Genomic DNA, 22,718 nt, shown 5'->3' with positions numbered 1-22,718 from the left:
CTTTTAAAATGAAAAGAGGTTTCTAATCTTGATTATCATTTATCCAAGATGTAATCCCACCTTTTAAACTATAAAGTTCTCCTTTATAACCAGCTTTTTTTAATTTTGAAATAGCCTCTTTACTTTTAAGTCCTATTGTACAAATCAATACAACTTTTTTTGTTTCATCTATCTCAGATACTCTATTTAACAAATCTTCAAATGGTATATTTTTTGAATTATAAATATTTCTAGCTTGAAAATCGGCGCTAATTCTAACATCAATTAACAAAATTTGCTCTTTGTTATGAATTAACTCTTTTAAATTTTCGCCACTTAACTCTTTAAACTCAATCTCTTGTAAACTATCTTTTAATCCACAAAACTCTTCATAATCTATAAGTTCTTTTATAGTTGCATTCTCTCCACAAACTTTACAATTCTCATCTTTTTTTATTTTATAATCTTTAAAATCCATTTTTAAAGCATTTAAAGTAAGTAATCTTCCCTTTAAGGTTTCCCCTATTTCTAAAACTGTTTTTATAGTTTCACTTGCTTGAATAGTCCCAATAATTCCAGGTAAAACTCCTAAAACTCCAGCTTCTGAGCAAGATGGAACAAGACCAGCTTTTGGTGGTTCAGGAAAAATACATCTATAGCAAGGACTATTTTTATCTGCATTAAAAACTGTTGATTGTCCTTCAAATCTAAAAATTGCTCCATAAACAAAAGGTTTATTTAAAAATACACAAGCATCATTTATCAAATATCTTGTTTGGAAATTATCTGTTCCATCTACTACGACATCAAAGTTTTTTATAATTTCTAAAGCATTTTTGCTTGTTAATTTATCATTATAAGCTATTACATCTATATTTGGATTTATTGAATTTATTCTACTTTTAGCTGAGTTTACTTTTGGATTTCCTATTTCATTTGTTGAGTGAATAATCTGTCTTTGCAAATTTGATTCATCAACTGTATCAAAATCAATTATTCCAATAGTTCCAATACCAGCTGCACTAAGATATAAAAGAACAGGAGAACCCAAAGCTCCTGTTCCAACAACTAAAACTTTTGAATTTTTTAATTTTAGTTGTCCTTTTAATCCAACTTCTGGAAGTATTAAATGCCTACTATATCTATTTATCTCTTCTTGTGAAAGTCTAGTTTGTTTTGAAATCTCTGACATAATTATCCTTTAAAATTCAACTGCAAGGATAACACAAGAGATATTTATATTATCTTTTATTTGATATACAAACTATGATGCTTGAAATAAAATTATCTTGTCATCTTCATAAACTTTTGTATCAAAATTATCTAATCTATTTATATTCTTTTCATTTAAATATATATTTACATAATTTTTTAACTTTCCATCATTTGTATATATATAACTTTCTAAATCTTTATGCTCTTTTAGTAAATTTCCTACAATATCTTTGATACTTTCACCTTGTAAAGCAATTTCAAATCTACCATTTGTATATGTTTTTAAATCTCTAGTTATATAAACTTTTGCCATTTTATAACTCCTTTTAAGAAATCTGATCTAATCTATTTATAGATTAAATCAAATGTTCCCCCATCATTAAAATGTGTTTTTTGTGCATTTTCCCAACTTCCAAATACATCATCTATTTTAAATAGTTCTAGTTTTGGGAAAATTTCTAATTTTTCTTTAGTAACTAAAGATGGAATACTAGGTCTATAGTAATGTTTTGCAGCTAACTCTTGACCATCTTTTGAATATAAATATTTTAAATACTCATTTGAAACATTTAATGTTCCTTTATGCTCAGCATTCTTATTTACAACAGTTACAGGAGGTTCAGCTAATATTGAAACAGAAGGAACAACTATTTCAAACTGATCACGTCCAAGTTCATTTATTGCTAAAAAGGCTTCATTTTCCCAAGCTAAAAGTACATCTCCAATTTTTCTTTGTACAAATGTGTTTGTAGCTCCTCTTGCACCTGAATCAAGAACTGGAACATGTTTTAAAAGTTTTGAAACATACTCTTTTGCTTTTTCATCAGCAACTTTATATTTTTGTGAGTTAAAATCAATTTTGTCTAAACTTCCTAACTCTTGTTTTAGTCCATAGGCATAAGCAGCAAGATAGTTCCATCTTGCACCTCCTGAAGTCTTTGGATTTGGAGTAATAACTTCAACACCATCTTTTATTAAATCATTCCAATCTTTAATTCCTTTTGGATTTCCTTTTCTAACTAAAAATACAATAGTTGAAGTATAAGGAGAAGAGTTATACTCTAATTTTTTTTGCCAATCATTTGGAAATAAATTTGCTTTTTGGCTAATCGCATCTATATCATAAGCCAATGCTAAAGTTACAACATCAGCTTTTAATCCATCAATTACTGCTCGTGCTTGTTTACCTGAACCTCCATGTGACTGTTTTATCGTCACTTTTTGTCCACTTTTTTCTTGCCAATATTTTGCAAAATTCTTATTATAATCTTCGTAAAACTCTCTTGTTGGATCATACGATACATTTAAAATCTCAATAGATTTTTTATCTGCTTCTGCTTTGTAATCATAATCTTTTGCAAAGCTTAATGTTGATATTAGCAATGATGCTAACGCTATGTTTTTTATATTTTTTATCATTTTATCTCTCTTTTAAATTTAATACACACTAAATGTATGATAATTAAAGATTTTAAAAAAATCTCACCTATTTTCTTTTTTCTGATTTATATATTATTTTACACATGTCGCACATCATTTTTTATCCTTTCAATAAAGGTGAATTTTATCTATCACCTACTAAACTGGTGAAATTATAATGATAAAAAAAATATTTGTCAAGAGATTTTTAAAATATTTTTATAATTTTATTAACAATAGCTATAAAATCGATATTTCATAGAATCTAATTTTATAAAAGTAGATTAAAATTTAAGAAATTTTAATCTACAAAAAAGAAAAATATTACAAAATCTATTTTTTAAATACCCAAACCACCAACAAACTCTTCTTTTAAAACATCTTCTTTTGTAACAGGAGCTTGAGCTAAACAAGAGGCAATAGTAGTTTTATCTAAAATTTGTGCTGTTAAATTTCTAATATTTAAAAAAACTCTTCTAAAATAACATTTCCCTTCTTGGCTACATGGCTCATAACTAGAGACTGAAACACAAGATATCATAGCAATCATACCTTCAAAATATCGTATAACCTCACCCATAGTTATCTCATCTGAATTTTTTGCCAAAACATAACCACCATATCTTCCTGGAATACTCTTTACCCATCCAGCTTTGTTCATTTCAAGCATAATATTTTCTAAAAATCTTCTTGGAACATCAATCTGCTCTGATAATTCTCGAATAGAGATTAAACTATCAGCTTCTGCTATTGCGAATAATGCTCTTAATGCATAATCTGTTTTTTTTGATACTTTCATATTTATCACCTACCTAATTGATAAATTATATTTGATTTTTATTTGTGTGTCAAGATATAAAAAAAGGGAAAGAGGTAAAACCTCTCTCCCTCTATTTAAATAAATTAAATTTATTTTATTATGAATTCTTTTCTTTTTTTGCTGTTCGTTTTCTAACTGTTGGATCAAGCTCTCTTTTTCTAATTCTAATAGAAATAGGAGTAACTTCAACAGCTTCGTCCTCTTCAATCCACTCTAAAGCGTTTTCTAAAGACATAGTTTTTGGTGGAACTAATCTAATAGCTTCATCAGCACCACTTGATCTTACATTTGATTGAGCTTTTCCTTTAATAGGATTAACATCTAAATCATTATCTTTTGAGTGTTGTCCAACAATCATTCCTGTATAAACTTTATCTTGAGGTTTTATAAACATAACTCCTCTATCTTGTAGGTTAAATATTGAGTATGCAAGTGCCTCTCCATTTTCCATAGATACAAGGGCTCCATATTTTCTGCTCTCAACCGATCCACTGTGTGGTCTAAACTCTAAGAATGAGTGATTCATAACACCCTCTCCTCTAGTTTCTGTTAAAAACTCTGTTCTAATACCAATTAATCCACGTGCTGGAATTTCAAACTCTAATCTTGTAAATCCAATACCCATTGGAACCATATTTGTCATTACAGCTTTTCTTTTCCCAAGTTTTTCAATAATTGCTCCACTAAACTCATCTGGAGTATCAATTACTAAATGTTCAAATGGCTCCATTTTGATACCATTTTCTTCTCTAATGATAACTTCTGGTCTTCCAATACAGAACTCAAAACCTTCTCTTCTCATATTTTCAGCCAAAATAGTAATTTGAAGTTCACCTCTTCCGTTTACTTTAAATTTACCTTCACCAATTTGCTCATAACTCATAGCAATATTAGTATTCATTTCAGCCTTTAATCTCTCATCTATTTTATTTGAAGTTACATATTTACCTTCAGTTCCAGCAAGTGGAGAGTCATTTACAGAAAAAGTTACACTTAAAGTTGGTTGCTCAATATGCATAGGGTCAAGTGGCATTGGATTTGTTGGATCACAAAGTGAATCTCCAACATCAATAGTTTCAAATCCAGCAACTGCAACAATATCACCAGCACCAGCTGTTTTGATATCGAATCTATCCATCCCTTTAAATCCAATAAGTTTAGTTACTCTTCCTTTTATTTTTTCACCATCAGCTTTAACTAAAAGTACAGTTTCACCTTGAGAGATAGTTCCATTAAAAATTCTAGCGATTCCTATTTTTCCAATAAAGTTATCATAATCAAGAGTAAATACTTGAAGTTGAAGACCATTTTCATCGCTTCCTTTTGGTTTTGGAACCTCTTTTAAAATAGTTTCATATAGTGGTTTAAAATCCATATTGTCATCTGTTGGATTATATCTTGCAAATCCACTTCTAGCAGCTGCATAAATTACGGGGAAATCTAATTGCTCCTCTGTTGCATCCATTTGTGCAAAAAGGTCAAACACTTCATCAACAACTCTATCTGGTTCAGCTGCTGGTTTATCAATTTTGTTTACAACAACTATTGGTCTGTGTCCTAAAGATAATGCTTTTTTAACAACAAACTTTGTTTGTGGCATAACACCCTCTTGTGCATCAACAAGAAGTAAAACAGAATCAACCATTTTTAAAACCCTCTCAACTTCTCCACCAAAATCGGCGTGTCCTGGAGTATCTATGATGTTAATTCTTACACCCTCATAATCAATTGCTGTATTTTTTGAAAGAATTGTAATACCTCTTTCCTTTTCAATTGCATTACTATCCATAACTCTTTCATCTACATTTTGGTGCGATGAAAATGTACCACTTTGTTTTAACAACTCATCAACTGTTGTTGTTTTCCCGTGGTCAACGTGAGCAATAACTGCTATATTTCTAATGTCTCTCATACTTCTTCTTTTTTTATAAAATTTTCGCGGATTGTAGCTAAAAAAAACTTAAAACCTTATAATAGCTTAAAATATGGTTAAGCAAAGAATAAATATTGAGTAAAAGTTTTTTTACCTTTTTATATTAAATTAATATTATTTTGTTAACATTCGCAAATTTTATAGGTTTGCGGTGCAAACAGACAACTTGAAACTCTTTTTTTACTTACTCAAGAATGTCAATCAAATATATTTTTTATTGTTAAAGGACTTTTATGGAGTTTTTACTAAATTTTAGAAAAACCCTTTCAAGATTTTGGTCACCAATTCCAGCAGTTATTGCACTTGGAGTTTTGAGTGCTTACTATTTTGGAATAACAGGAACTTACTGGGCTGTTACAGGTGAATTTACTAGATGGGGTGGTCACTTTTTACAACTATTTGGAGTTGATGTTTCAACTTGGGGATATTATAAACTTATGAGTATTGAAGGAAATATCTTTACGAGAGTTGATGGTGTTATGATTATTGGTATGTTTGCTGGATGTATAGCAGCTGCTTTTTGGGGAAATAATGTAAAGTTTAGATTACCTCTAAACAATATTAGAATTTATCAAGCCTTAATTGGTGGAATAATTGCGGGATTTGGAGCAAGACTTGGAATGGGTTGTAATTTAGCAAGTTTTTTTACAGGAATTCCTCAATTTAGTTTTCACGCTTGGGTATTTACAGCATTTATGATGGTTGGAGTTTACTTTGGAGTAAAAGTTGCTCTTAGTCCTTTTTTTCAATCAAAAATAAAGATGCAAAAAGTATCTTGTGCAAAACCACTTGAACACAATGAAGAGAAAGTTAAAAAATTCTTTACTCTTGGAACATTTGCATTTATAGCAATTATCCTTTGGGCTTTATATTTAATTTTTGTTACAAATAGTGTTAAACTTGGGATGGCAATGCTTTTTGGTGCTGCTTTTGGACTTATTATTGCAAAAGCGCAAATCTGTTTTACATCTGCATTTAGAGATATTTTTACAACTGGAAGAAGTGAGTTAGCTATTGCAATTATTATTGGTATGGCTGTTGCAACTTTAGGTGTATTTACATATTTAAATATGGGAGCTACTCCAAAGATTTTTTGGACTGGACCAAATGTTGTTATTGGTGGATTACTTTTTGGATTTGGAATTGTAATTGCTGGTGGTTGTGAATGTGGATGGATGTATAGAGCTGTTGAAGGACAAGTACATTTTTGGATTGTTGGAGTTGGAAATATTATTGGTGCAACTTTGCTTGCATTTGTTTGGGATGATATTTCTGAGCCACTTGCAACTTCTTGGCCAAAAATAAATCTGCTTGAAAGCTTTGGTCAATATGGAGGTCTCGTAGCAAACTATGGATTACTATTCTTATTCTTTATAGTAATTTTAGTTTTAGAGAAAAAATATTTAAGAAAATCAAGAAATAGATAAGGATAAGGATAAATTTATGGAAAACAAAGAGATAATTCCAGATTATAGAATAGATATGCAAGGTGAGCCTTGTCCATATCCAGCAATAAATACTCTTGAAGCAATGAAAGAGTTAAATGATGGTGAAATTTTAGAGATAATTAGTGATTGTCCACAAAGTATAAACAATATTCCAGTTGATGCAAAAAATCATGGATATAAAGTACTTTTAATAGATAGCGACGGTCCAACTATTAGATATATTCTTCAAAAATAAAAGTAGCATCTTGCTACTTTTAAATATTTACAATTTCTTGACATTTTATTATAGATTTATTAATTATTAAAGGCTAGTATTTCATAAATTATCACAAGGAATTTTTTCGTGTTAAGACTTTCTCAAAATAGACTAATAATAATTAGCTCTATATTTTTAACTCTATTTTATAATTATAAATTTTTCAAAGATCTTATTCTTACATATGGTTTTGTAGGTTCAAATATTCTGTTTTTTTCATCAATAACTATTGTTTTAACACTTTTAATTACAGTTTTATTAACTATTTTTAGCTCAAAATATACAACAAAACCTATTCTAATAACAATTTTTATAAGTTCTGCATTTACAGCATATTTTATGGATAGCTATAGTATTGTTATTGATTCAGAGATGATTAGAAATAGTTTGCAAACAAGCATGAAAGAGTCTCTTGATTTATTTAGTTTTAGATTAGTTCTTTATGTTGTTTTTTTAGCAATTATTCCCTCTAATATTGTATATACAACTAAAATAAATTATAAATCATTAAAAGGTGAAATAGTTTCAAAATTAAAAACTATAATATTGTCTTTAGTTATTATCTTTATAATAATTTTTAGTTTTTCTAAATTCTACACATCTTTTTTTAGAGAACATAAACCTCTAAGATACAATATAAATCCAATTTATTGGATATATAGCATTGGAAATTATGTTAATAAAACTTTAGATACAGCACCAAGCGAAATTAAAGATATTGGTTTAGATTCTAAAGTAGTTGAAGAAAAAAATGAACCCAAAGAGTTGATTATTTTAGTTATAGGAGAAACTGCAAGAGCAGATAGATTTTCATTAAATGGTTATTCTAAAGAGACAAATCCTCTATTAAAACAAGAAGAGCTTGTAAGCTTTACAAATATGAGTTCTTGTGGAACTTCAACAGCTCATTCAGTTCCTTGTATGTTCTCTATCTTTCCAAAAGATGATTATAGTTATAAAAAAGGTGCTTCTACAAAAAATGTTTTAGATGTTTTAAAAAATACTCAAGATGTTGCAATTTTATGGAGAGATAATAACTCTGATTCAAAAGGAGTAGCACTTAGAGTTGATTATGAAGATTTTCAAACTCCTAAAACAAATAGTATTTGCAATGAAGAGTGTAGAGATGAAGGAATGTTAGTTGGTCTTGAAGATTATATAGAAAAAAACAGAGGTAGAGATATATTAATAGTTCTTCACCAAATGGGAAATCATGGACCTGCATATTATAAAAGATACCCAAAAGAGTTTGAAAAATTTACACCTGTATGTAAAACAAACCAGCTAGAAAATTGTACACAAGAAGAGATAAGTAATGCATATGATAATGCAATTTTATATACTGATTATTTCTTATCAAAAGCTATAAATTTCTTAAAAAAATATTCAAAAACTCATGAGGCGGGATTATTATATCTATCTGATCATGGTGAGAGTTTAGGAGAAAATGGAATATATCTTCATGGTATGCCTTATGCAATAGCTCCAAAAGAGCAAACAAGAGTTGCATCTCTTATTTGGTTAGATGATGGAAAAATGGCTCATGAGTATAATAAAAGTCAAATCAAAGAAAATATAGATAAAGAGTACTCTCATGATAACTTATTTAGTACTATTTTGGGACTTTTTGAAGTAAAAACAGAAGTATATAAAAAAGAGTTAGATATATTAAATGAAGCTAGAAAAGAAGACTAAACAAATTATATTTACAGCTTTTTTACTTTGGGCTGTAATTTTAATATTTCAATTTACAGATTTTGATATAAGATTTCAATCTCTTTTTTATAATTTTGAAACAAAATCTTGGATTTTATCAAAAGATAATTATTTAGCAGATTTGATTTTTTATAGTGGATTTAAAAAAATATTTATAATATTTGCATCTATTATTTTACTTCTATCAGTTTTGTCTTTTTTTAAAAGAATTAAAATATTAGAAAAGTACAAAAAAGGTTTATTAATAGTCTGCTTAAGTACTATTTTAGTACCTTCTTTAGCTTCTTTAAAAAGTGTTACAAATGTTCCTTGTCCTGTAGATATTATAGAATTTGGCGGGGACTCAATTGATGTAAAAATTCTTGAATCATATCCAAAAGATTATATTCAAGAAAAAAAACAGAGATGTTGGCCAGCTGGTCATGCAACAATGGGTTTCTCTTTGATGTCTCTATATTTTTTATTTAAAAAACCTAGAAACCAAAAAATAGCTCTAGCTTTTGGTGTAACAGTAGGTGTATTAACTGGAGGATATAAAATATTAATTGGTGACCACTTTTTAAGTCACACATTAGTTACTATGATATTAGCTTGGTTAGTAATTTTAATTATTCATAAATTAATAATAAAGGAAAACTTTGAGAAATCAACCAAAATATAACTTTTTTAAAAATACATCTTATGCATTAAAAGGTTTAATTGACTTAATAAAAAATGAAACTTCATTTAAAATTGAGCTAATAGTAACAATTATTCTAATTCCTGTAATTATTTTTATTGATACAAATTTAACAAATAAAGCTATTTTATTTATAACTTTAATGGGAATGATTTTAGCTGAAGCAATAAATAGTGCAATAGAGAGAGTTGTAGATTTAGTAACTCTTGAACATAATCCTATGGCTGGTCGAGCAAAAGATGTAGGAAGTACTATTGTATTTATTAGTATCTCTATTTTTGTAATTACTTGGGTAATTATATTATTTGATATTTGTCAATAAATTGTCAAGTAAAAAAACATAATATCTTTAAACTATTCTTTTACAATTCTAAATATAAAAAATATTTAGGAGTAAATTATGAAAGCATTTTTAATAGCAACTTTGCTTGCAACTTTAAGTTTTAGTGCTACGGTTGATGATTTTTTAGAGTCCTTAAAACAAGAAGTTTTAAAAACAGATTCATCTTTTAAAGGTTTCGATTATAAAAGAGGGGAAGATATCTTTTTATCAAAACATGTTGGAAAGAAAGGTGAATTAATCTCTTGTGCATCTTGCCATGGTACAGATTTAAATAAATCAAATCAAAATTATTTTACAGGTAAAGAAATAGATGCTCTTTCACCAAAAGTAAATCCAAAAAGATTTACAGATAAAACAGAGATTGAAAAATGGTTAAAAAGAAACTTCAATGATGTTTATAATCGTGAAGGAACACCGCTTGAAAAAGGTGATGTAATAACTTACATCATAAATAAGTAATAAAGGAGCAAAAAGATGAAGAAATTAATTCTTTTAGGACTTACTAGCTCTTTCTTATTTGCTGGAGGAATTAGCATATCTGTTAAACCAGTTGATAATACAATTTACGAAAAAGAGTGTGGTAGTTGTCATTTTGCATATCCAGCAGGACTACTTCCTAGTAACTCTTGGAATAAAATGATGTCAAATTTAGATAACCACTTTGGTGATGATGCAACTGTAGATGAAAAAACTTTTCAAACTATTTCAAGTTATTTAAATGAGAATAGTGCTGAAAAAAGTATGCAATATAAAAGAAGTAGAAAAATAGTTGAGAATTTAAATGGGGTTATTCCACATTCTATTTCAAAAATGCCATATATGAAAAAGAAACATCAAGATATAAAAGAACATTTAATTACTCAAAAAGAGGTTAAAGGTTTATTTAACTGTACAGCTTGCCATCAAAATGCAAAAAAAGGTATATTTAGTGATGATGATGTAAAAATTCCAAACTATGGAAGATGGGAGAAAAATTAATATGAAAAAATCATATATTTGGTCACTACCAACAAGAGTTTTTCATCTCTTGTTTGCTTTGTTTATTCTAATTGCTTTTTTAACAGATGATGATAAACTTCTAAAATATCATGCAATTGCTGGTTACTCTATTTTGATTTTATTGGTTTTTAGAGTATATTGGGGATATTTTGGTCCAAAATACTCTTTATTTAGAGATTTTCCAGCAAATAAGAGTGAAGCTAAAGAGTTTTTTAAAAATATTTTTAATGATAAACAAAAATACATAGGTCACAATCCATTAGCATCTTATGTTATGATAGCTATGTTAATTGTTACTTTTATTGTAATTGTTACAGGTGTATTAGCTTATGGAATACAAGACGGAAAAGGAATAGCATCTTTTTTAAATGACACTTTTTTTAAAAATATGAAACTTTTTAAAGAGATTCATGAATTATTTGCAAATTTTCTTATCTTTTTAATTGTTGCTCACTTAACTGGAGTTGCCTTTGATAGAGTGTTTCATAAAAAACATGAAACTCTAAACTCAATAGCAACTGGATATAAAATGACTTCTGAAGATGAGAGTATAAAACTATCATTCTTTCAAAAACTATTTGCTATTTTTATGTTTGTAGCTTTTATAGCTTTTTTGATTTTTAATATTTATAAACCAGATAATAGTTTAGTTGCTTCAAAATTTAAGCCAATTGATTATAAAACACAAAATGTAGCTTTTGTAAACGAGTGTGGAAGTTGCCATACTCTTTATCCCACCAAATCTATTGCCTAAAAAATCTTGGGAATTAGTTATGAGTGATTTGGAAAATCATTTTGGTGATGATGCCAGTTTAGATGAAAAAACAAATCAAGATATTTTAACTTTTTTATTAAAAAATAGTGCAGAAACTTCAACTACTAAAGCTAGCTGGAATTTTCTAAACTCAATAGGAGATAAAGATATAATTGCTTTATCAAAAACATCTTATTGGGAAAGAAAACACAAAAAGATTCCAAAAGAAGTATTTAAAAATGAAAAAGTAAAAAGTGTTGCAAACTGTAAAGCTTGTCATAGTGATATTGAAAAAGGATTAATTGAAAATGAAAATATTAAAGATATTTCTGATTTTATGTAGTATATTTTTGTTTTTAAATGGTGACGATGATTACAAAAAATATAAGCACTCTTACAAGAATTTAGATTATTTAAATTTAGATGAGAAGCAAGTAAAAGCTATAAAAAATATTCTTTTAGAGCTAAAAGATGAGTATAAAGAGTTTTATGAATTTAAAGATGATATTGAAGATGATATTGAAGATTTAATAGAAGAGTCAAATTTTGATGAGAATTTATATATTCAAAAAAGTATGGAAATCAAAAAAAAGGCTACAATTTTAGAAGCTAAAAGAATAAAAAAGATATTAGAGATTTTAAATGAAAAGCAAAGAGATAAATTTGCAGATCATTTCAAGGAGTGGATAATTGAATAAAAAGGTTTTGTTAGTTGAAGATGATTTACAAATGCAATCTTTGATAGTTGATTATCTAAAAGATTATGGATTTATTGTTACTGCTTTTGATAATCCAAAAGATGTATTAGAAGATTTTAAACTAAACAGTGACTACTCTATTATAATTTTAGATTTGATGCTTCCATTTATGGATGGATTTGATCTGTTTAATAAGCTAAAAGAGATTAAGAATATCCCTATAATTATCTCAACTGCAAGAGGTGATATTGGAAACAAAATACATGGATTTGAGCTTGGAGCTGATGATTATCTTGCAAAACCTTATGAACCAAGAGAGTTGGTTTTAAGAATAGAGTCTATTTTAAAAAGAAACTCAACTAAATCTTTTAAAATTGGTGATTTTACAATAGATAAAGATAACAGAACTGTTTTAATAGATGATTATGCAATTGATTTTACGAAAATAGAGTTTGAAATTTTTATCTATTTAATTGAAAATAAAAATAAAATATCTTCAAGAGAGCAGATTTTAAATGCTACTTCTTTAGATTTTAATACAAAAAATAGAACTATTGATATGCATATTTCAAATATTAGAGCAAAAATTGGTGATGATTCAAAAAACCCTAAATATATAAAATCTGTTTGGGGAATTGGTTATAAGTTTGTAGGTTAGAATGTCAATTTTCAAAAAATTAACTATCCTTTTTATTATTAGTTTTATTCTAATGACTGTAATTGGATTGTGGATTGATAATATAAATTCAAAAAGAGTTGATAATTTTGCAAAAGAAAAATACCTAAAAGTTATTGACGATATTTTTAAAAATATAGAAAATAAAAATTATTTAGATTCTTTGATTTCAAAAAATAGTTTAGAAAAAGTAAATTTTTTAGATGAAAATAATTTAGAAACTATATATTCTCAAAATTCTGCATTTACAGATATATCTATTTTGAAATATAAATCATCAAATATCTACATTCTAAAAATAAAATATTTAGATGAGTCATATATTTTCAAAGCCTTAGATGAAGAGAGTTTAAGCGATAAAACTATTTTAAATGTACTAGTATTTTTAGATATTTTTGCTCTTTTAATGATGTTTTTATTTATAATTAAACTTCTAAGCCCACTAAAAACTATAACTAAAGAGTTAAAAGCTTTTGCAAATGGTAATTTATCAACAAGAATAGATATAAAATCCAACGATGAAATTGGAACTTTAGCGAAGAGTTTTAATAATATGGCAAGTTCTTTAGAAAACTCTATAAAAACAAGAGAGGAGTTACTTCGTGATATTGGACATGAGTTAAGAACTCCAATAGCAAAAGGAAAATTTGCTATTGAAAAAATAGATAATTTTTCACAAAAAGAGCTACTTAAAAAGATTTTTCAAGATTTAGAAAAACTTACAAATGAGCTAATTGAGCTTGAAAAACTAAATATTTCAAAATTAAATTTAACAATATTTAGTGCAGAAACTTTAGTTTTAGAATCTTTGGGAAAACTATATTTAGAAGATGAAAGTAAAGTAGATATAGAAATTTTTGAAGATTTTAAGATAGAAGGTGATTTATATTATTTATCAATTGCACTTAAAAATCTAATTGATAACGCTTTAAAATACGCTATTTCATTTCCAATAATCATAAAAGTAGATAAAAATCAAATCTCTATTTTAAATAGTGGTGAAAAACTATCAAAAGAGTTTGAGTATTATCTAAAACCTTTTACTCAAGAGCTTATTCAAAGAGATGGCTTTGGTTTAGGTTTAAGTATAGTAAAAAAAATTCTTGATAAACACAATTTTCAGCTACTTTACTCTTATGAAAATCACTATAATATTTTTAAAATTGTTTTATAATTTATTTGCAACAACTCTTAATCTTACATAATCAGCAAGCCAACCAAACTCTTCTGAGTAGATTTTATTTTTTAAAATCTTTTCAACCTCTTCTTTAAAAATCTCTTTTTGTTTTGTTGTTAAATCTTTAGTGATTCCATTTGCAAAAATATCCAACCAAACTTTTATATCTTCAATTTTTGTTGGTCTATCTATCAACTCTATTGATTGAACTTCAAAACCATTTTTTTCTAATATTTTTTTATATTCAATATCACTTATAAAGTTCCAAGGATTATTAAACTCTCCAAAATCTTTATGCGTTAAAAAAACTTTATCCATCGCTTCACATAAAAATTTTATATTTCCATAACCACCAAATTCAGCTACAAACTTTCCATCTTTTTTCAAAACTCTAGCTATTTCTTTTGCACTTTTATCTAAATCTTTAACCCAATGTAATACAGCATTTGAAAAAACTTTATCAAAACTCTCATTTTGAAATTTTAAATCCGTAACACTCATAACAAAAGTTTCTATACCTTTTTCTTTTGCTTTTAAAACCATCTCTTCACTTAAATCAATTCCAATTACATTTGCACCTTGATTTTGTATCTTTATTGCTAAAGTTCCCTCTCCACAACCTAAGTCCAAAATCTTTTCATCTTTTTTGACATCTAAAATATCAACTAAAGAAAAAGCCAAATTTGAAACAAAAGCTGCTTTTTGTGAATAATCATCTGCATTCCAACTATTTTTATTCATAATTAATTCCTTTTTGTTTTAAGAAATTTTATATTCTTTGAAAAATTAAAAGTATAAGAAAAGTTATATTTTATATCTGTAATCTTTTGGTGTTAAGTTATATCTTTTTTTAAACTCTAAAATAAACCAAGATACACTTGAATATCCACATGAAGTTGCAATTTGAGAGATTGTTTCATCTGTTGTTTTTAATAACAAAGTTGCTTTTTCCAATCTTTTTTCATTTATCCAAAGTTTTGGGGTTGTGTTAAATTCATCTTTAAAATATTTTCTAATTTTTGAAGGAGTTTGTCTTGTTAAACTGCAAATATCTTCAAAACTATTTACAAAATCAAGATTTGATTCTAAAATATATTTGATTCTATCTTTTGTAGTATTTATAATTTTATTAAAAAACGGTATCAAACTCTTTTCATCTTTTTGTAAAACTAAAAGAAATAACTCCTCTATTTTTAGTTTTAAAAGCTCTTTTGAAAAATCCTTTTCCAAATAGTTCTCAAAAGATTTTATAGCTATTTTTAACTCTTCAAAGTTTGAATAATCAAAATTAAAAAGTTCTATTTCAGACTTTTTATCACTCTTTATTTTATATTTTTTTATAAAATCCAATATAAACTTATCACTAAAAAACAAAACTATTGATTTGTATTTTAGATTTTCATTTACTCTTTTACTTAAAAAATAGTTGTTTTGATACAAAAAACAGATATTTGATGAGTTTATATCTAGTTTTTCTTCCTTTGTAGTTATGATTTTTTGACCAATCAAAGGAATCATAAGAGCGTGCATTGTATTTCTAATTGATAAAAAATCTTCTCGATATTTTGTAATATAATTTATACAATAAATCTCTTCTAAATCAACAATTCTACTATCATTTTTTTCTATAAAATAGTTTGGAACAACATAAGTCATAATAAATCTTTTTAAAACTTATCTTTAAAAGTTTCTCTAATTTTTAAAAACTCATCTAAATGTTCAAAGAAAATATCTACAAGCTTTGGATCAAAATGTTTTCCTCTCTCTTCTTTAAAAAGATTAAAAATTCTTTCATCATCCCAAGCTTTTTTATAAACTCTATGGCTTCCCAAAGCATCAAAAACATCAGCAAGTGCAGTTATTCTTCCATAAATGTGAATATTTTCTCCACTTAATCCTTTTGGATAACCTGTTCCATCCCATTTTTCATGGTGTTCATTTGCTACAATTGCAGCCATTTTTAATAAAGGTCTATTTGAATGTTTTAACATTTCATAACCTAAAGCTGCATGTGTATTCATAATTTCTCTCTCATTTTCATCAAAACGACCAGGTTTATTTAATATTGCATCAGGAATTGCAACTTTTCCTATATCATGCATCGGACTTGCTTGTTTTAGAAGTTCTGCCTCTTTTTCATCTAACCCATAATATAAAGCCAAAAGTTTTGAGTATTCTGCAACTCTTTTTACATGATTTCCTGTCTCTTTACTTCTACTTTCTCCAATTGCACCCATTGTAAAAACTACTTCTTTTTGAGTATTTTCTATCTCTTCATTTAACTTTGTTATTTCATTTAATCCATCTTTTACTTTTGCTTCAATTTCATCAACAGATAAACCTACATTTTTATAAACTTTGTATCCTAAAACTACTATTAAACAGATAATTAAAAGCAATAAAAAAAGTATACTAATATATGTAAAATTAATAAAATTTGATGTCAAATCAGCTATTTCTTTTTGGATTTCTGAACTATAAACTTTATTTTGATTAATAACATCTAAAATTTTATTTCTTAATATTAACTCTTTATCTTCAATATTTTTTAGCTCTACAACAATATTTCCAACTTTATTTACAACTTCTAAATACTCTAAAATAGTCTCATCTTTATAGTTATTTTTTAATAACTCTATTTTATGAAGCCATTTATCAAGAGTCTTTTTATCTCTATATTGATATAAAGCCTCTTTGCTATAATATTCAACATCGCTAAAAAGTTTAAATATTTCATAGCTTTTTAAAGAAGCTATTTTTAAATCTAACTCTTTTCTAATTTGATTTTCTAAAGGATATACAATATCAAAATCTTTTTTGAATTGTATTTTAATCTCTTGAAGTTTATAAATTTCAGTAAAAACATCTTCTATTTGTTTTTCATTTTCAAATAATAAATCTAATTTTGTTGAAATTATTTTATCTTTATGAATATCTGAAATAAAAAAATCAACAAAATCATTTTCATCTTTTATAGTAAAAAGTTTTTCAATATCTTCAAATTCTAATTCAAATTTTAAGAAATCCTCTTTTTTTTGTTTTAATTCTTCTATTGATTCTACATTTGTAGTATCTTTTAACAATTCATTCATCTTATCTTGCATAAATACTAAATCACTAATTGCTTGTTTAGTTTGATTATTTTCTTTTATTTGATATATTACAAGCGTATTTATTGCAGTTATTATAAATATTATTGTAGCCATTATTATAAAACTATACTTTACAATTTTCTTAATATTCATAAAATAACCACCTAGTTTTTATATTAGAAAAGAATTTTAACATTTTATTGCTCGATATTGTTTTAGATTTAATTTTGTATAATCTAAATTCAATTTTTTATAAAGGCAAAATAGTGATAAAAAAAATAAATGAAAAACAAAATATCTTAAATGATAATATTGGTTTTGTAGAGAATTGGGATTTTTCAAAAGCAAATTTAAATGAAGAGAATAGAATTTTAGCTATAACTCAAGTAGCTTCAATTTGTTATCAAAATCCAAAAGCACTTGGAAGTGAAAGTCTTTATAATAGACTTATGGCTGAAAGTATGGGATTACCAAGTTCTAGTTTTGAATTTGTACCAGTTTTACTAGATTATGAAAATCCAAAACATCAAGAGATTTTAAAATTAGAGTATTCAAATTGTAAAAAATTTGGTGAAATCTTAGATGACAGATATTTGCTTACAAATTATAGAGCATTAGTTTATGATTTTGAAAATGATAAAGATAACTTTAGTTTTGATATTCGAACAATTTTTAATACACAAGAAGAGTGCAAAATCATAAAAGAGTATTTCAAAGTGTTTTTATTTAAAGTAGATTTTCCTACAAGAAGCCAAATGGTGAGACATAGAATTTCTTGGCAAGAATTAAGCAGAAGATATGTAAGTGCTAAAAGAGTACCTTTTGAATTTTATGTTAGTGAAAAATTAAAAGAGAATCAAAAAGTTCAAGATTTAATCAAACAAAGTGAAGATTTATATTTTGAATTACTTGAAAATGGAGTTAAACCTCAAGAAGCTAGACGTGTAATTCCACAAATGGGTTACACTCAAATTTGGGGTGCATTTATGCCAAAACAGCTTGACAACTACTTTAAATTAAGACTTGACGAACACGCTCAATGGGAAATTAGACAAACTGCAATTGCAATGCAAGAGCTTTTAAGATGAGTGCTTTAGAGATTGCTGATATTATTGGAATTATATCTTTTGCTCTTAGTGGTTTTTTAATAGCAGTTCACTGTAAACTAGATATTCTAGGAGTTTTTATATCTGCGTTTTTAACTGCTTTTGGTGGTGGGATGACAAGAGATGTTTTAGCAGATAGAACTCCTTACGTTTTTACTTCAAACCTCCCTCTTAGTTTAGTAATTGCAACTGTTTTAATTGCCATGCTATTTAAACTTCATAAAATTACAAATCTTGAGGGTAAATGGGCTTTTGTAATCTCTGATGCAATTGGACTTTCATCATTCGCAATAACAGGTGCAATAATTGCAATTGAGAGCGATTTTAACTTCTTAAGTGCTGTAATGTTAGCATTTATAACTGCTGTTGGTGGAGGAACTATAAGAGATGTTTTAATAAATAGAATGCCTTTTATTTTAGTTTCAGAGTTTTATGCAACTGTCGCTTTAATTATAGGAAGTGTTGTTTATATTTTAGATGCATTTGAACTTAGAAATATATTCTCTTTGATTATTGTATTTATATTTGGAGTTGTTTTAAGAGTTCTTGCATACTATAAAAAGTGGCATTTACCAACTTTATCAAAAGAAAATTAATCTTCTGTTTACTTTTTAAAGCTAGAATCTTGAAAATTTTTAAAAGGAAAAATATGTTAAAAAAAATACTTTTAGCTTCTTTATTAGCTTTAGGATTAAATGCAGCTCCACTTGCTGTTGATAGTGTTGTTGATAACTTAAAAATTAAAGATCAAAATGAAGTTGAAAAAGTTATCGATACAAATGTAAAAACTATACTTTTTGCAAGTGATAAAAGTACAAGCGATATGTTAAGAGATTATCTTTTACCTCTAAGTGAAAAAGAGAATATTTTAGAAAAAAATAGTGCTGTTTATGTTGCTGATATTTCAGGAATGCCAAGTTTAATATCTAAATTTATAGCTTTACCTAAAATGAAAAAATACCCATTTTCAGTTTTATTATTAGATGATACAAACAAAGATAACTTTGTAAAAGAAGATGGAAAAATTATAGTTTATAGTTTAGAAAATGGAAAAGTTGTAAAAATAGATAAAATCTCTACAAAAGAAGAGTTAGCTAAATTTATTAAATAAATAAAAATCTCCATGATTAATATCTTGGAGATTTTCTCACTAAAATACAATGCAATAAATTTTATTAATTAAAAAAATAAACCTTTTAATAAGATAATCTATGATAATATTTTAATTATTTAAAAGGATATGCTTTGAAAATTTCTAACAAACTGTATTTAAGTTTTGGTTTAATCATTTTATTGATTGTTATATTGACTGTTTTAGGTATCAATAGAGTTTCAATTATAGATAATACCTTACAAAATGAAGTTGAACTTACATCTTCAAAACAAAGATTTGCAATAAACTTTAGAGGTAGTGTTCATGATAGAGCAATCTCTATTAGAGATGTTGTTTTATCTGAAAATTCAAATACAGATTTGTTTAAAAAATCGGTAGTTGATATAAAAAATCTTGAAGATTTTTATGCAAAATCAGCTGTACAACTAGATGATATATTTAAAAATAAGAACAATTTTTCACAAGAAGAGCTTGAAATTTTAAATAGAATTAAAGATGTTGAAAAGCAAACTCTTCCTTTGGTTAAAGAGATTGTAAATTTAAAATTAAATAATCAAAATGAAGAAGCTTTAAATATACTTCTAACAAATGCAAGTCCTCTATTTACAAATTGGTTAGCAGTTATTAATGAATTTATTGATTATCAAGAGACAAAAAACTTTACATATCTTTCAAAAGTAAGAGATATAGCAAGTGGATTCTCATATACAATGATTATATTTTTAATTATTGCAATGATTGTTTCTATATCTGTTGCATTATTTATTTCAAAACAGTTAGTTGATATTATAAATAAAACAAAAATAGGTTTAGAAAATTTCTTTAAATTTGTAAATAGAGAGAGTTCATCTATTTCATTATTAGATATAAAATCAAATGATGAGTTTGGAGAGATGGCAAAACTAATAAATCATAATATTGAGAAAACAAAAGAGATTATTCTTGAAGATAATGAGTTTAGAGCAACTCTTGCAAATTTTGTTAAAGAGTTAAAATCTGGAAATAATCTTGCTAAATTTAATTTAAATGTAAAATCTGATGTATTAAATGAGATAAAAAACTCTTTAATAGAACTTCAACACTACCTAGAACACACAATTGCAAGAGATGTCAATGTTTTACTTGATGTTTTACAAAAGTTTAAAAATAAAGATTACACAGCAAGATTCCCAAATCCTTATGCAACAGTAGCTGTAACAATAAATGAGCTTGGAGATGTAATTTGCGAAATCTTAGCAGAGAATAAATCAAATGGTTTAACTTTAGATGAGAGTTCAAGTATATTACTTAAAAATGTTGATAAATTAAATGTAAGTTCAAATGAAGCTGCGGCTTCTTTAGAAGAAACAGCTGCTGCACTTGAAGAGATTACTTCAAATATTAGAAACAATACTCAAAGCATAGCTCAAATGTCTCAATTATCAAATGATGTTACAAAATCAGCTAACCTAGGAGAGCAATTAGCTAATGAAACAACAAAAGCTATGGAAGATATTAATACTCAAGTAAATTTAGTAAATGAAGCAATTAGCGTAATTGACCAAATAGCATTCCAAACAAATATTCTAAGTCTTAATGCTGCTGTTGAAGCAGCAACTGCTGGTGAAGCTGGAAAAGGTTTTGCTGTTGTTGCACAAGAGGTTAGAAATCTTGCAAATAGAAGCGCAGAAGCTGCAAATGAGATAAAATCAATAGTTGAAAATGCTAAAAATAAAGCAAATGAAGGTAAAGATATTTCAAATAGTATGATTGAAGGGTATAAAAATTTAAATTCTAATATCTCTCAAACAATGAATCTAATTTCTGATATTCAAAATGCTAGTAAAGAGCAATTAAAAGGAATAGAGCAGATAAATGATGCTGTAAATAGTTTAGATCAACAAACTCAAAAAAATGCAACAATTGCAAATGAAACTCAAAATATAGCAATGCTAACAGATGGTATTGCAAAACTAATTGTTAAAAATGCAGATGAAAAAGAGTTTATTGGTAAAAATAGCGTTAAAGCTAAAGATTTAACCACTATTAAATCATAAGATTCTTTAAAAAGATAGTATAAATTCTATCTTTTTAAGATTCTAAAACCTTCTTAAATGCTTCTACAATAGCAATTTTTTCTAGCTCTTTTATTCTATTTTCCAAAGTTTCTGCCGTTTCATTTTCATCTAATAAAAGCTCTTTTATTAAAATTTTTTCACCCTCATCATAATTCTCATTTACATAGTGAATTGTAACACCTGATTTTTTCTCACCATTTTTTACAACAGCTTCATGAACAAAATGTCCATACATTCCAGCTCCTCCATAAATTGATGGTAAAATTGCTGGATGAGTATTTATAATTTTGTTTTCAAATGTTTTAAGCATATTATCTTCAATTTTTTTCATAAAACCTGATAAAAATATATAATCACATCCATACTCTTTTAAAATATTAGTTATTTTTAAATCCAGATTCTCATTTGGAAAAATTTTTGAATTTATAATAAAACTATCAATTTCATACTTTTTTGCCTTTTCCAAAACTCCTGCACTACTATTATTTGTAATTATTACAACAACTTTTGCATCTAAAATTTTATCTTCAATCGCTTTTTGAATTGTCTCAAAACCACTTCCATTATAAGATGCCAAAATTCCTATTTTTTTCATAAATTTCTATCCTTTTATTCTTTGAGAGTGTGTTAATGCAATTGCAATTGCATCTGTTATATCAAGAGGTTTTATCTCTTTTTTAATACCTAAAAGTCGCTTAACCATAAAAGATACTTGCTCTTTTGTAGCTTTTCCATTTCCTGTAACTGCTTGTTTTACTTGAAGAGGTGTATATTCCGAAAAATTTCCAAAATTTTGAAGTATTTTTAGACTAATTGCTCCTCTAAATTGAGCTAGTTTTATAACAGTTTTTGGATTAAAAGCATAAAACATATCTTCAATAGATACTTCATCAATTTTATGATTTTTAAATATTAAATCAATTCCTTCTGTCATCTCAACAATTTGCTCTTGCAAAACTGTAGTTTTTATCTTAATTAATCCTGCTTCTATTAATTTTAAATCTCTTCCAATTTTTTCAATAACTGCATATCCACAATTTTTAGTACCTGGATCAATTCCTAGTATTTTCACTCTTTTCACTCTTTTTTGTTTTTTATTTTCACATTTTTAAATATTCGATTGTATCGTATTTTAACTATGTTTTTATTTATAAAATTAAAAAATTATTCACTACTTATTCACATTGTGTACAAATAAATTATTTTGTCATTTTAAACTATTTTTTATAGTTTTTCC

General features: G+C 26.5%; 26 protein-coding genes. 16 read left to right on the top strand and 10 right to left on the bottom strand.

The window, feature by feature from the left end:
- Nucleotides 1-22: 22 nt before the first annotated feature.
- From moeB to typA, 5 genes are all read right to left on the bottom strand, one after another.
- Nucleotides 23-1,171 (bottom strand): molybdopterin-synthase adenylyltransferase MoeB, encoded by a 1,149-nt coding sequence (moeB, locus tag AC5LG6_RS03225; RefSeq protein WP_148570617.1) that lies wholly within the window; start codon nucleotides 1,169-1,171, stop codon nucleotides 23-25.
- A gap of 72 nt (nucleotides 1,172-1,243) precedes the next feature.
- Nucleotides 1,244-1,507, bottom strand: coding sequence for a MoaD/ThiS family protein (locus AC5LG6_RS03220; protein ID WP_498585685.1), 264 nt, complete (start codon nucleotides 1,505-1,507; stop codon nucleotides 1,244-1,246).
- A 32-nt stretch (nucleotides 1,508-1,539) separates the two neighbouring features.
- On the bottom strand, nucleotides 1,540-2,613 hold the full coding sequence (locus tag AC5LG6_RS03215) for a sulfate ABC transporter substrate-binding protein (protein ID WP_498585684.1): 1,074 nt from the start codon (nucleotides 2,611-2,613) through the stop codon (nucleotides 1,540-1,542).
- A gap of 340 nt (nucleotides 2,614-2,953) precedes the next feature.
- Nucleotides 2,954-3,412 (bottom strand): RrF2 family transcriptional regulator, encoded by a 459-nt coding sequence (locus AC5LG6_RS03210; protein ID WP_498585683.1) that lies wholly within the window; start codon nucleotides 3,410-3,412, stop codon nucleotides 2,954-2,956.
- A 118-nt stretch (nucleotides 3,413-3,530) separates the two neighbouring features.
- Nucleotides 3,531-5,345, bottom strand: a complete 1,815-nt coding sequence (gene typA, locus AC5LG6_RS03205; protein WP_434261141.1) for a translational GTPase TypA — start codon at nucleotides 5,343-5,345, stop codon at nucleotides 3,531-3,533.
- Between the two features lie 254 nt (nucleotides 5,346-5,599).
- Between typA and yedE the strand changes: the two genes are divergently transcribed.
- From yedE to AC5LG6_RS03145, 12 genes are all read left to right on the top strand, one after another.
- Nucleotides 5,600-6,793 carry a selenium metabolism membrane protein YedE/FdhT gene (yedE, locus tag AC5LG6_RS03200; protein WP_498585682.1) on the top strand — a complete coding sequence of 398 codons (1,194 nt, stop codon included), beginning with the start codon at nucleotides 5,600-5,602 and terminating at the stop codon, nucleotides 6,791-6,793.
- A gap of 16 nt (nucleotides 6,794-6,809) precedes the next feature.
- Nucleotides 6,810-7,049 carry a sulfurtransferase-like selenium metabolism protein YedF gene (gene yedF / locus AC5LG6_RS03195; protein WP_066155978.1) on the top strand — a complete coding sequence of 80 codons (240 nt, stop codon included), beginning with the start codon at nucleotides 6,810-6,812 and terminating at the stop codon, nucleotides 7,047-7,049.
- Between the two features lie 108 nt (nucleotides 7,050-7,157).
- Nucleotides 7,158-8,765 carry a phosphoethanolamine transferase gene (locus AC5LG6_RS03190; protein ID WP_498585681.1) on the top strand — a complete coding sequence of 536 codons (1,608 nt, stop codon included), beginning with the start codon at nucleotides 7,158-7,160 and terminating at the stop codon, nucleotides 8,763-8,765.
- Entirely contained in the window at nucleotides 8,743-9,447 is a 705-nt protein-coding gene (locus AC5LG6_RS03185) for a phosphatase PAP2 family protein (RefSeq protein WP_260924577.1), read from the top strand. Before AC5LG6_RS03190 ends, AC5LG6_RS03185 begins: the two co-directional genes overlap by 23 nt.
- Nucleotides 9,425-9,787, top strand: a complete 363-nt coding sequence (locus AC5LG6_RS03180; protein WP_066403191.1) for a diacylglycerol kinase — start codon at nucleotides 9,425-9,427, stop codon at nucleotides 9,785-9,787. The genes AC5LG6_RS03185 and AC5LG6_RS03180 overlap by 23 nt, the downstream gene beginning before the upstream one ends.
- 78 nt (nucleotides 9,788-9,865) lie before the next feature.
- A complete protein-coding gene (locus AC5LG6_RS03175; protein WP_187471799.1) occupies nucleotides 9,866-10,267 on the top strand; it encodes a DUF1924 domain-containing protein in 402 nt (133 codons plus the stop codon).
- A gap of 15 nt (nucleotides 10,268-10,282) precedes the next feature.
- Nucleotides 10,283-10,786 carry a diheme cytochrome c gene (locus tag AC5LG6_RS03170; RefSeq protein ID WP_498585680.1) on the top strand — a complete coding sequence of 168 codons (504 nt, stop codon included), beginning with the start codon at nucleotides 10,283-10,285 and terminating at the stop codon, nucleotides 10,784-10,786.
- A 1-nt stretch (nucleotide 10,787) separates the two neighbouring features.
- Nucleotides 10,788-11,561, top strand: coding sequence for a cytochrome b/b6 domain-containing protein (locus tag AC5LG6_RS03165; protein WP_498585679.1), 774 nt, complete (start codon nucleotides 10,788-10,790; stop codon nucleotides 11,559-11,561).
- 19 nt (nucleotides 11,562-11,580) lie between these two features.
- Nucleotides 11,581-11,904, top strand: coding sequence for a cytochrome C (locus AC5LG6_RS03160; RefSeq protein ID WP_498585678.1), 324 nt, complete (start codon nucleotides 11,581-11,583; stop codon nucleotides 11,902-11,904).
- A complete protein-coding gene (locus tag AC5LG6_RS03155; protein WP_066219223.1) occupies nucleotides 11,870-12,259 on the top strand; it encodes a hypothetical protein in 390 nt (129 codons plus the stop codon). Before AC5LG6_RS03160 ends, AC5LG6_RS03155 begins: the two co-directional genes overlap by 35 nt.
- Nucleotides 12,252-12,917, top strand: coding sequence for a response regulator transcription factor (locus AC5LG6_RS03150; protein ID WP_066219221.1), 666 nt, complete (start codon nucleotides 12,252-12,254; stop codon nucleotides 12,915-12,917). Before AC5LG6_RS03155 ends, AC5LG6_RS03150 begins: the two co-directional genes overlap by 8 nt.
- A 1-nt stretch (nucleotide 12,918) precedes the next feature.
- Nucleotides 12,919-14,109: an ArsS family sensor histidine kinase gene (locus AC5LG6_RS03145; protein ID WP_498585677.1), complete on the top strand. Its 1,191-nt coding sequence runs from the start codon at nucleotides 12,919-12,921 to the stop codon at nucleotides 14,107-14,109.
- Here AC5LG6_RS03145 and AC5LG6_RS03140 read toward each other — a convergent pair.
- The 3 genes from AC5LG6_RS03140 to AC5LG6_RS03130 all read right to left on the bottom strand — a co-directional run bounded on the left by AC5LG6_RS03140 (nucleotide 14,104) and on the right by AC5LG6_RS03130 (nucleotide 17,357).
- Nucleotides 14,104-14,853 (bottom strand): class I SAM-dependent methyltransferase, encoded by a 750-nt coding sequence (locus tag AC5LG6_RS03140; RefSeq protein WP_260880567.1) that lies wholly within the window; start codon nucleotides 14,851-14,853, stop codon nucleotides 14,104-14,106. The genes AC5LG6_RS03145 and AC5LG6_RS03140 overlap by 6 nt on opposite strands.
- A 63-nt stretch (nucleotides 14,854-14,916) precedes the next feature.
- Complete coding sequence (locus AC5LG6_RS03135) at nucleotides 14,917-15,768, bottom strand: helix-turn-helix transcriptional regulator (protein ID WP_260880568.1); 852 nt, start codon at nucleotides 15,766-15,768, stop codon at nucleotides 14,917-14,919.
- 11 nt (nucleotides 15,769-15,779) lie between these two features.
- Nucleotides 15,780-17,357 (bottom strand): HD-GYP domain-containing protein, encoded by a 1,578-nt coding sequence (locus AC5LG6_RS03130; RefSeq protein ID WP_260893849.1) that lies wholly within the window; start codon nucleotides 17,355-17,357, stop codon nucleotides 15,780-15,782.
- Between the two features lie 113 nt (nucleotides 17,358-17,470).
- Here AC5LG6_RS03130 and AC5LG6_RS03125 point away from each other — a divergent pair, with 113 nt between their 5' ends.
- From AC5LG6_RS03125 to AC5LG6_RS03110, 4 genes are all read left to right on the top strand, one after another.
- A complete protein-coding gene (locus AC5LG6_RS03125) occupies nucleotides 17,471-18,292 on the top strand; it encodes an FAD-dependent thymidylate synthase (protein ID WP_498585676.1) in 822 nt (273 codons plus the stop codon).
- Nucleotides 18,289-18,906 carry a trimeric intracellular cation channel family protein gene (locus tag AC5LG6_RS03120; RefSeq protein ID WP_066219208.1) on the top strand — a complete coding sequence of 206 codons (618 nt, stop codon included), beginning with the start codon at nucleotides 18,289-18,291 and terminating at the stop codon, nucleotides 18,904-18,906. Before AC5LG6_RS03125 ends, AC5LG6_RS03120 begins: the two co-directional genes overlap by 4 nt.
- 53 nt (nucleotides 18,907-18,959) lie before the next feature.
- A complete protein-coding gene (locus AC5LG6_RS03115) occupies nucleotides 18,960-19,421 on the top strand; it encodes a hypothetical protein (protein ID WP_066219205.1) in 462 nt (153 codons plus the stop codon).
- A gap of 134 nt (nucleotides 19,422-19,555) precedes the next feature.
- Nucleotides 19,556-21,460: a methyl-accepting chemotaxis protein gene (locus AC5LG6_RS03110; protein WP_498585675.1), complete on the top strand. Its 1,905-nt coding sequence runs from the start codon at nucleotides 19,556-19,558 to the stop codon at nucleotides 21,458-21,460.
- A 34-nt stretch (nucleotides 21,461-21,494) separates the two neighbouring features.
- On the opposite strand, the gene purN is transcribed toward AC5LG6_RS03110, so the two are convergent.
- Complete coding sequence (gene purN / locus AC5LG6_RS03105) at nucleotides 21,495-22,076, bottom strand: phosphoribosylglycinamide formyltransferase (protein ID WP_498585674.1); 582 nt, start codon at nucleotides 22,074-22,076, stop codon at nucleotides 21,495-21,497.
- Nucleotides 22,077-22,082: 6 nt separating this feature from the next.
- Nucleotides 22,083-22,553: a crossover junction endodeoxyribonuclease RuvC gene (gene ruvC, locus AC5LG6_RS03100; protein WP_066160586.1), complete on the bottom strand. Its 471-nt coding sequence runs from the start codon at nucleotides 22,551-22,553 to the stop codon at nucleotides 22,083-22,085.
- Nucleotides 22,554-22,718 lie beyond the last annotated feature (165 nt).

Source organism: Arcobacter thermotolerans (assembly GCF_983172305.1).
Note: the sequence above shows the minus strand (reverse complement) of the source record. Positions and strands in the feature narration are given on the sequence as shown.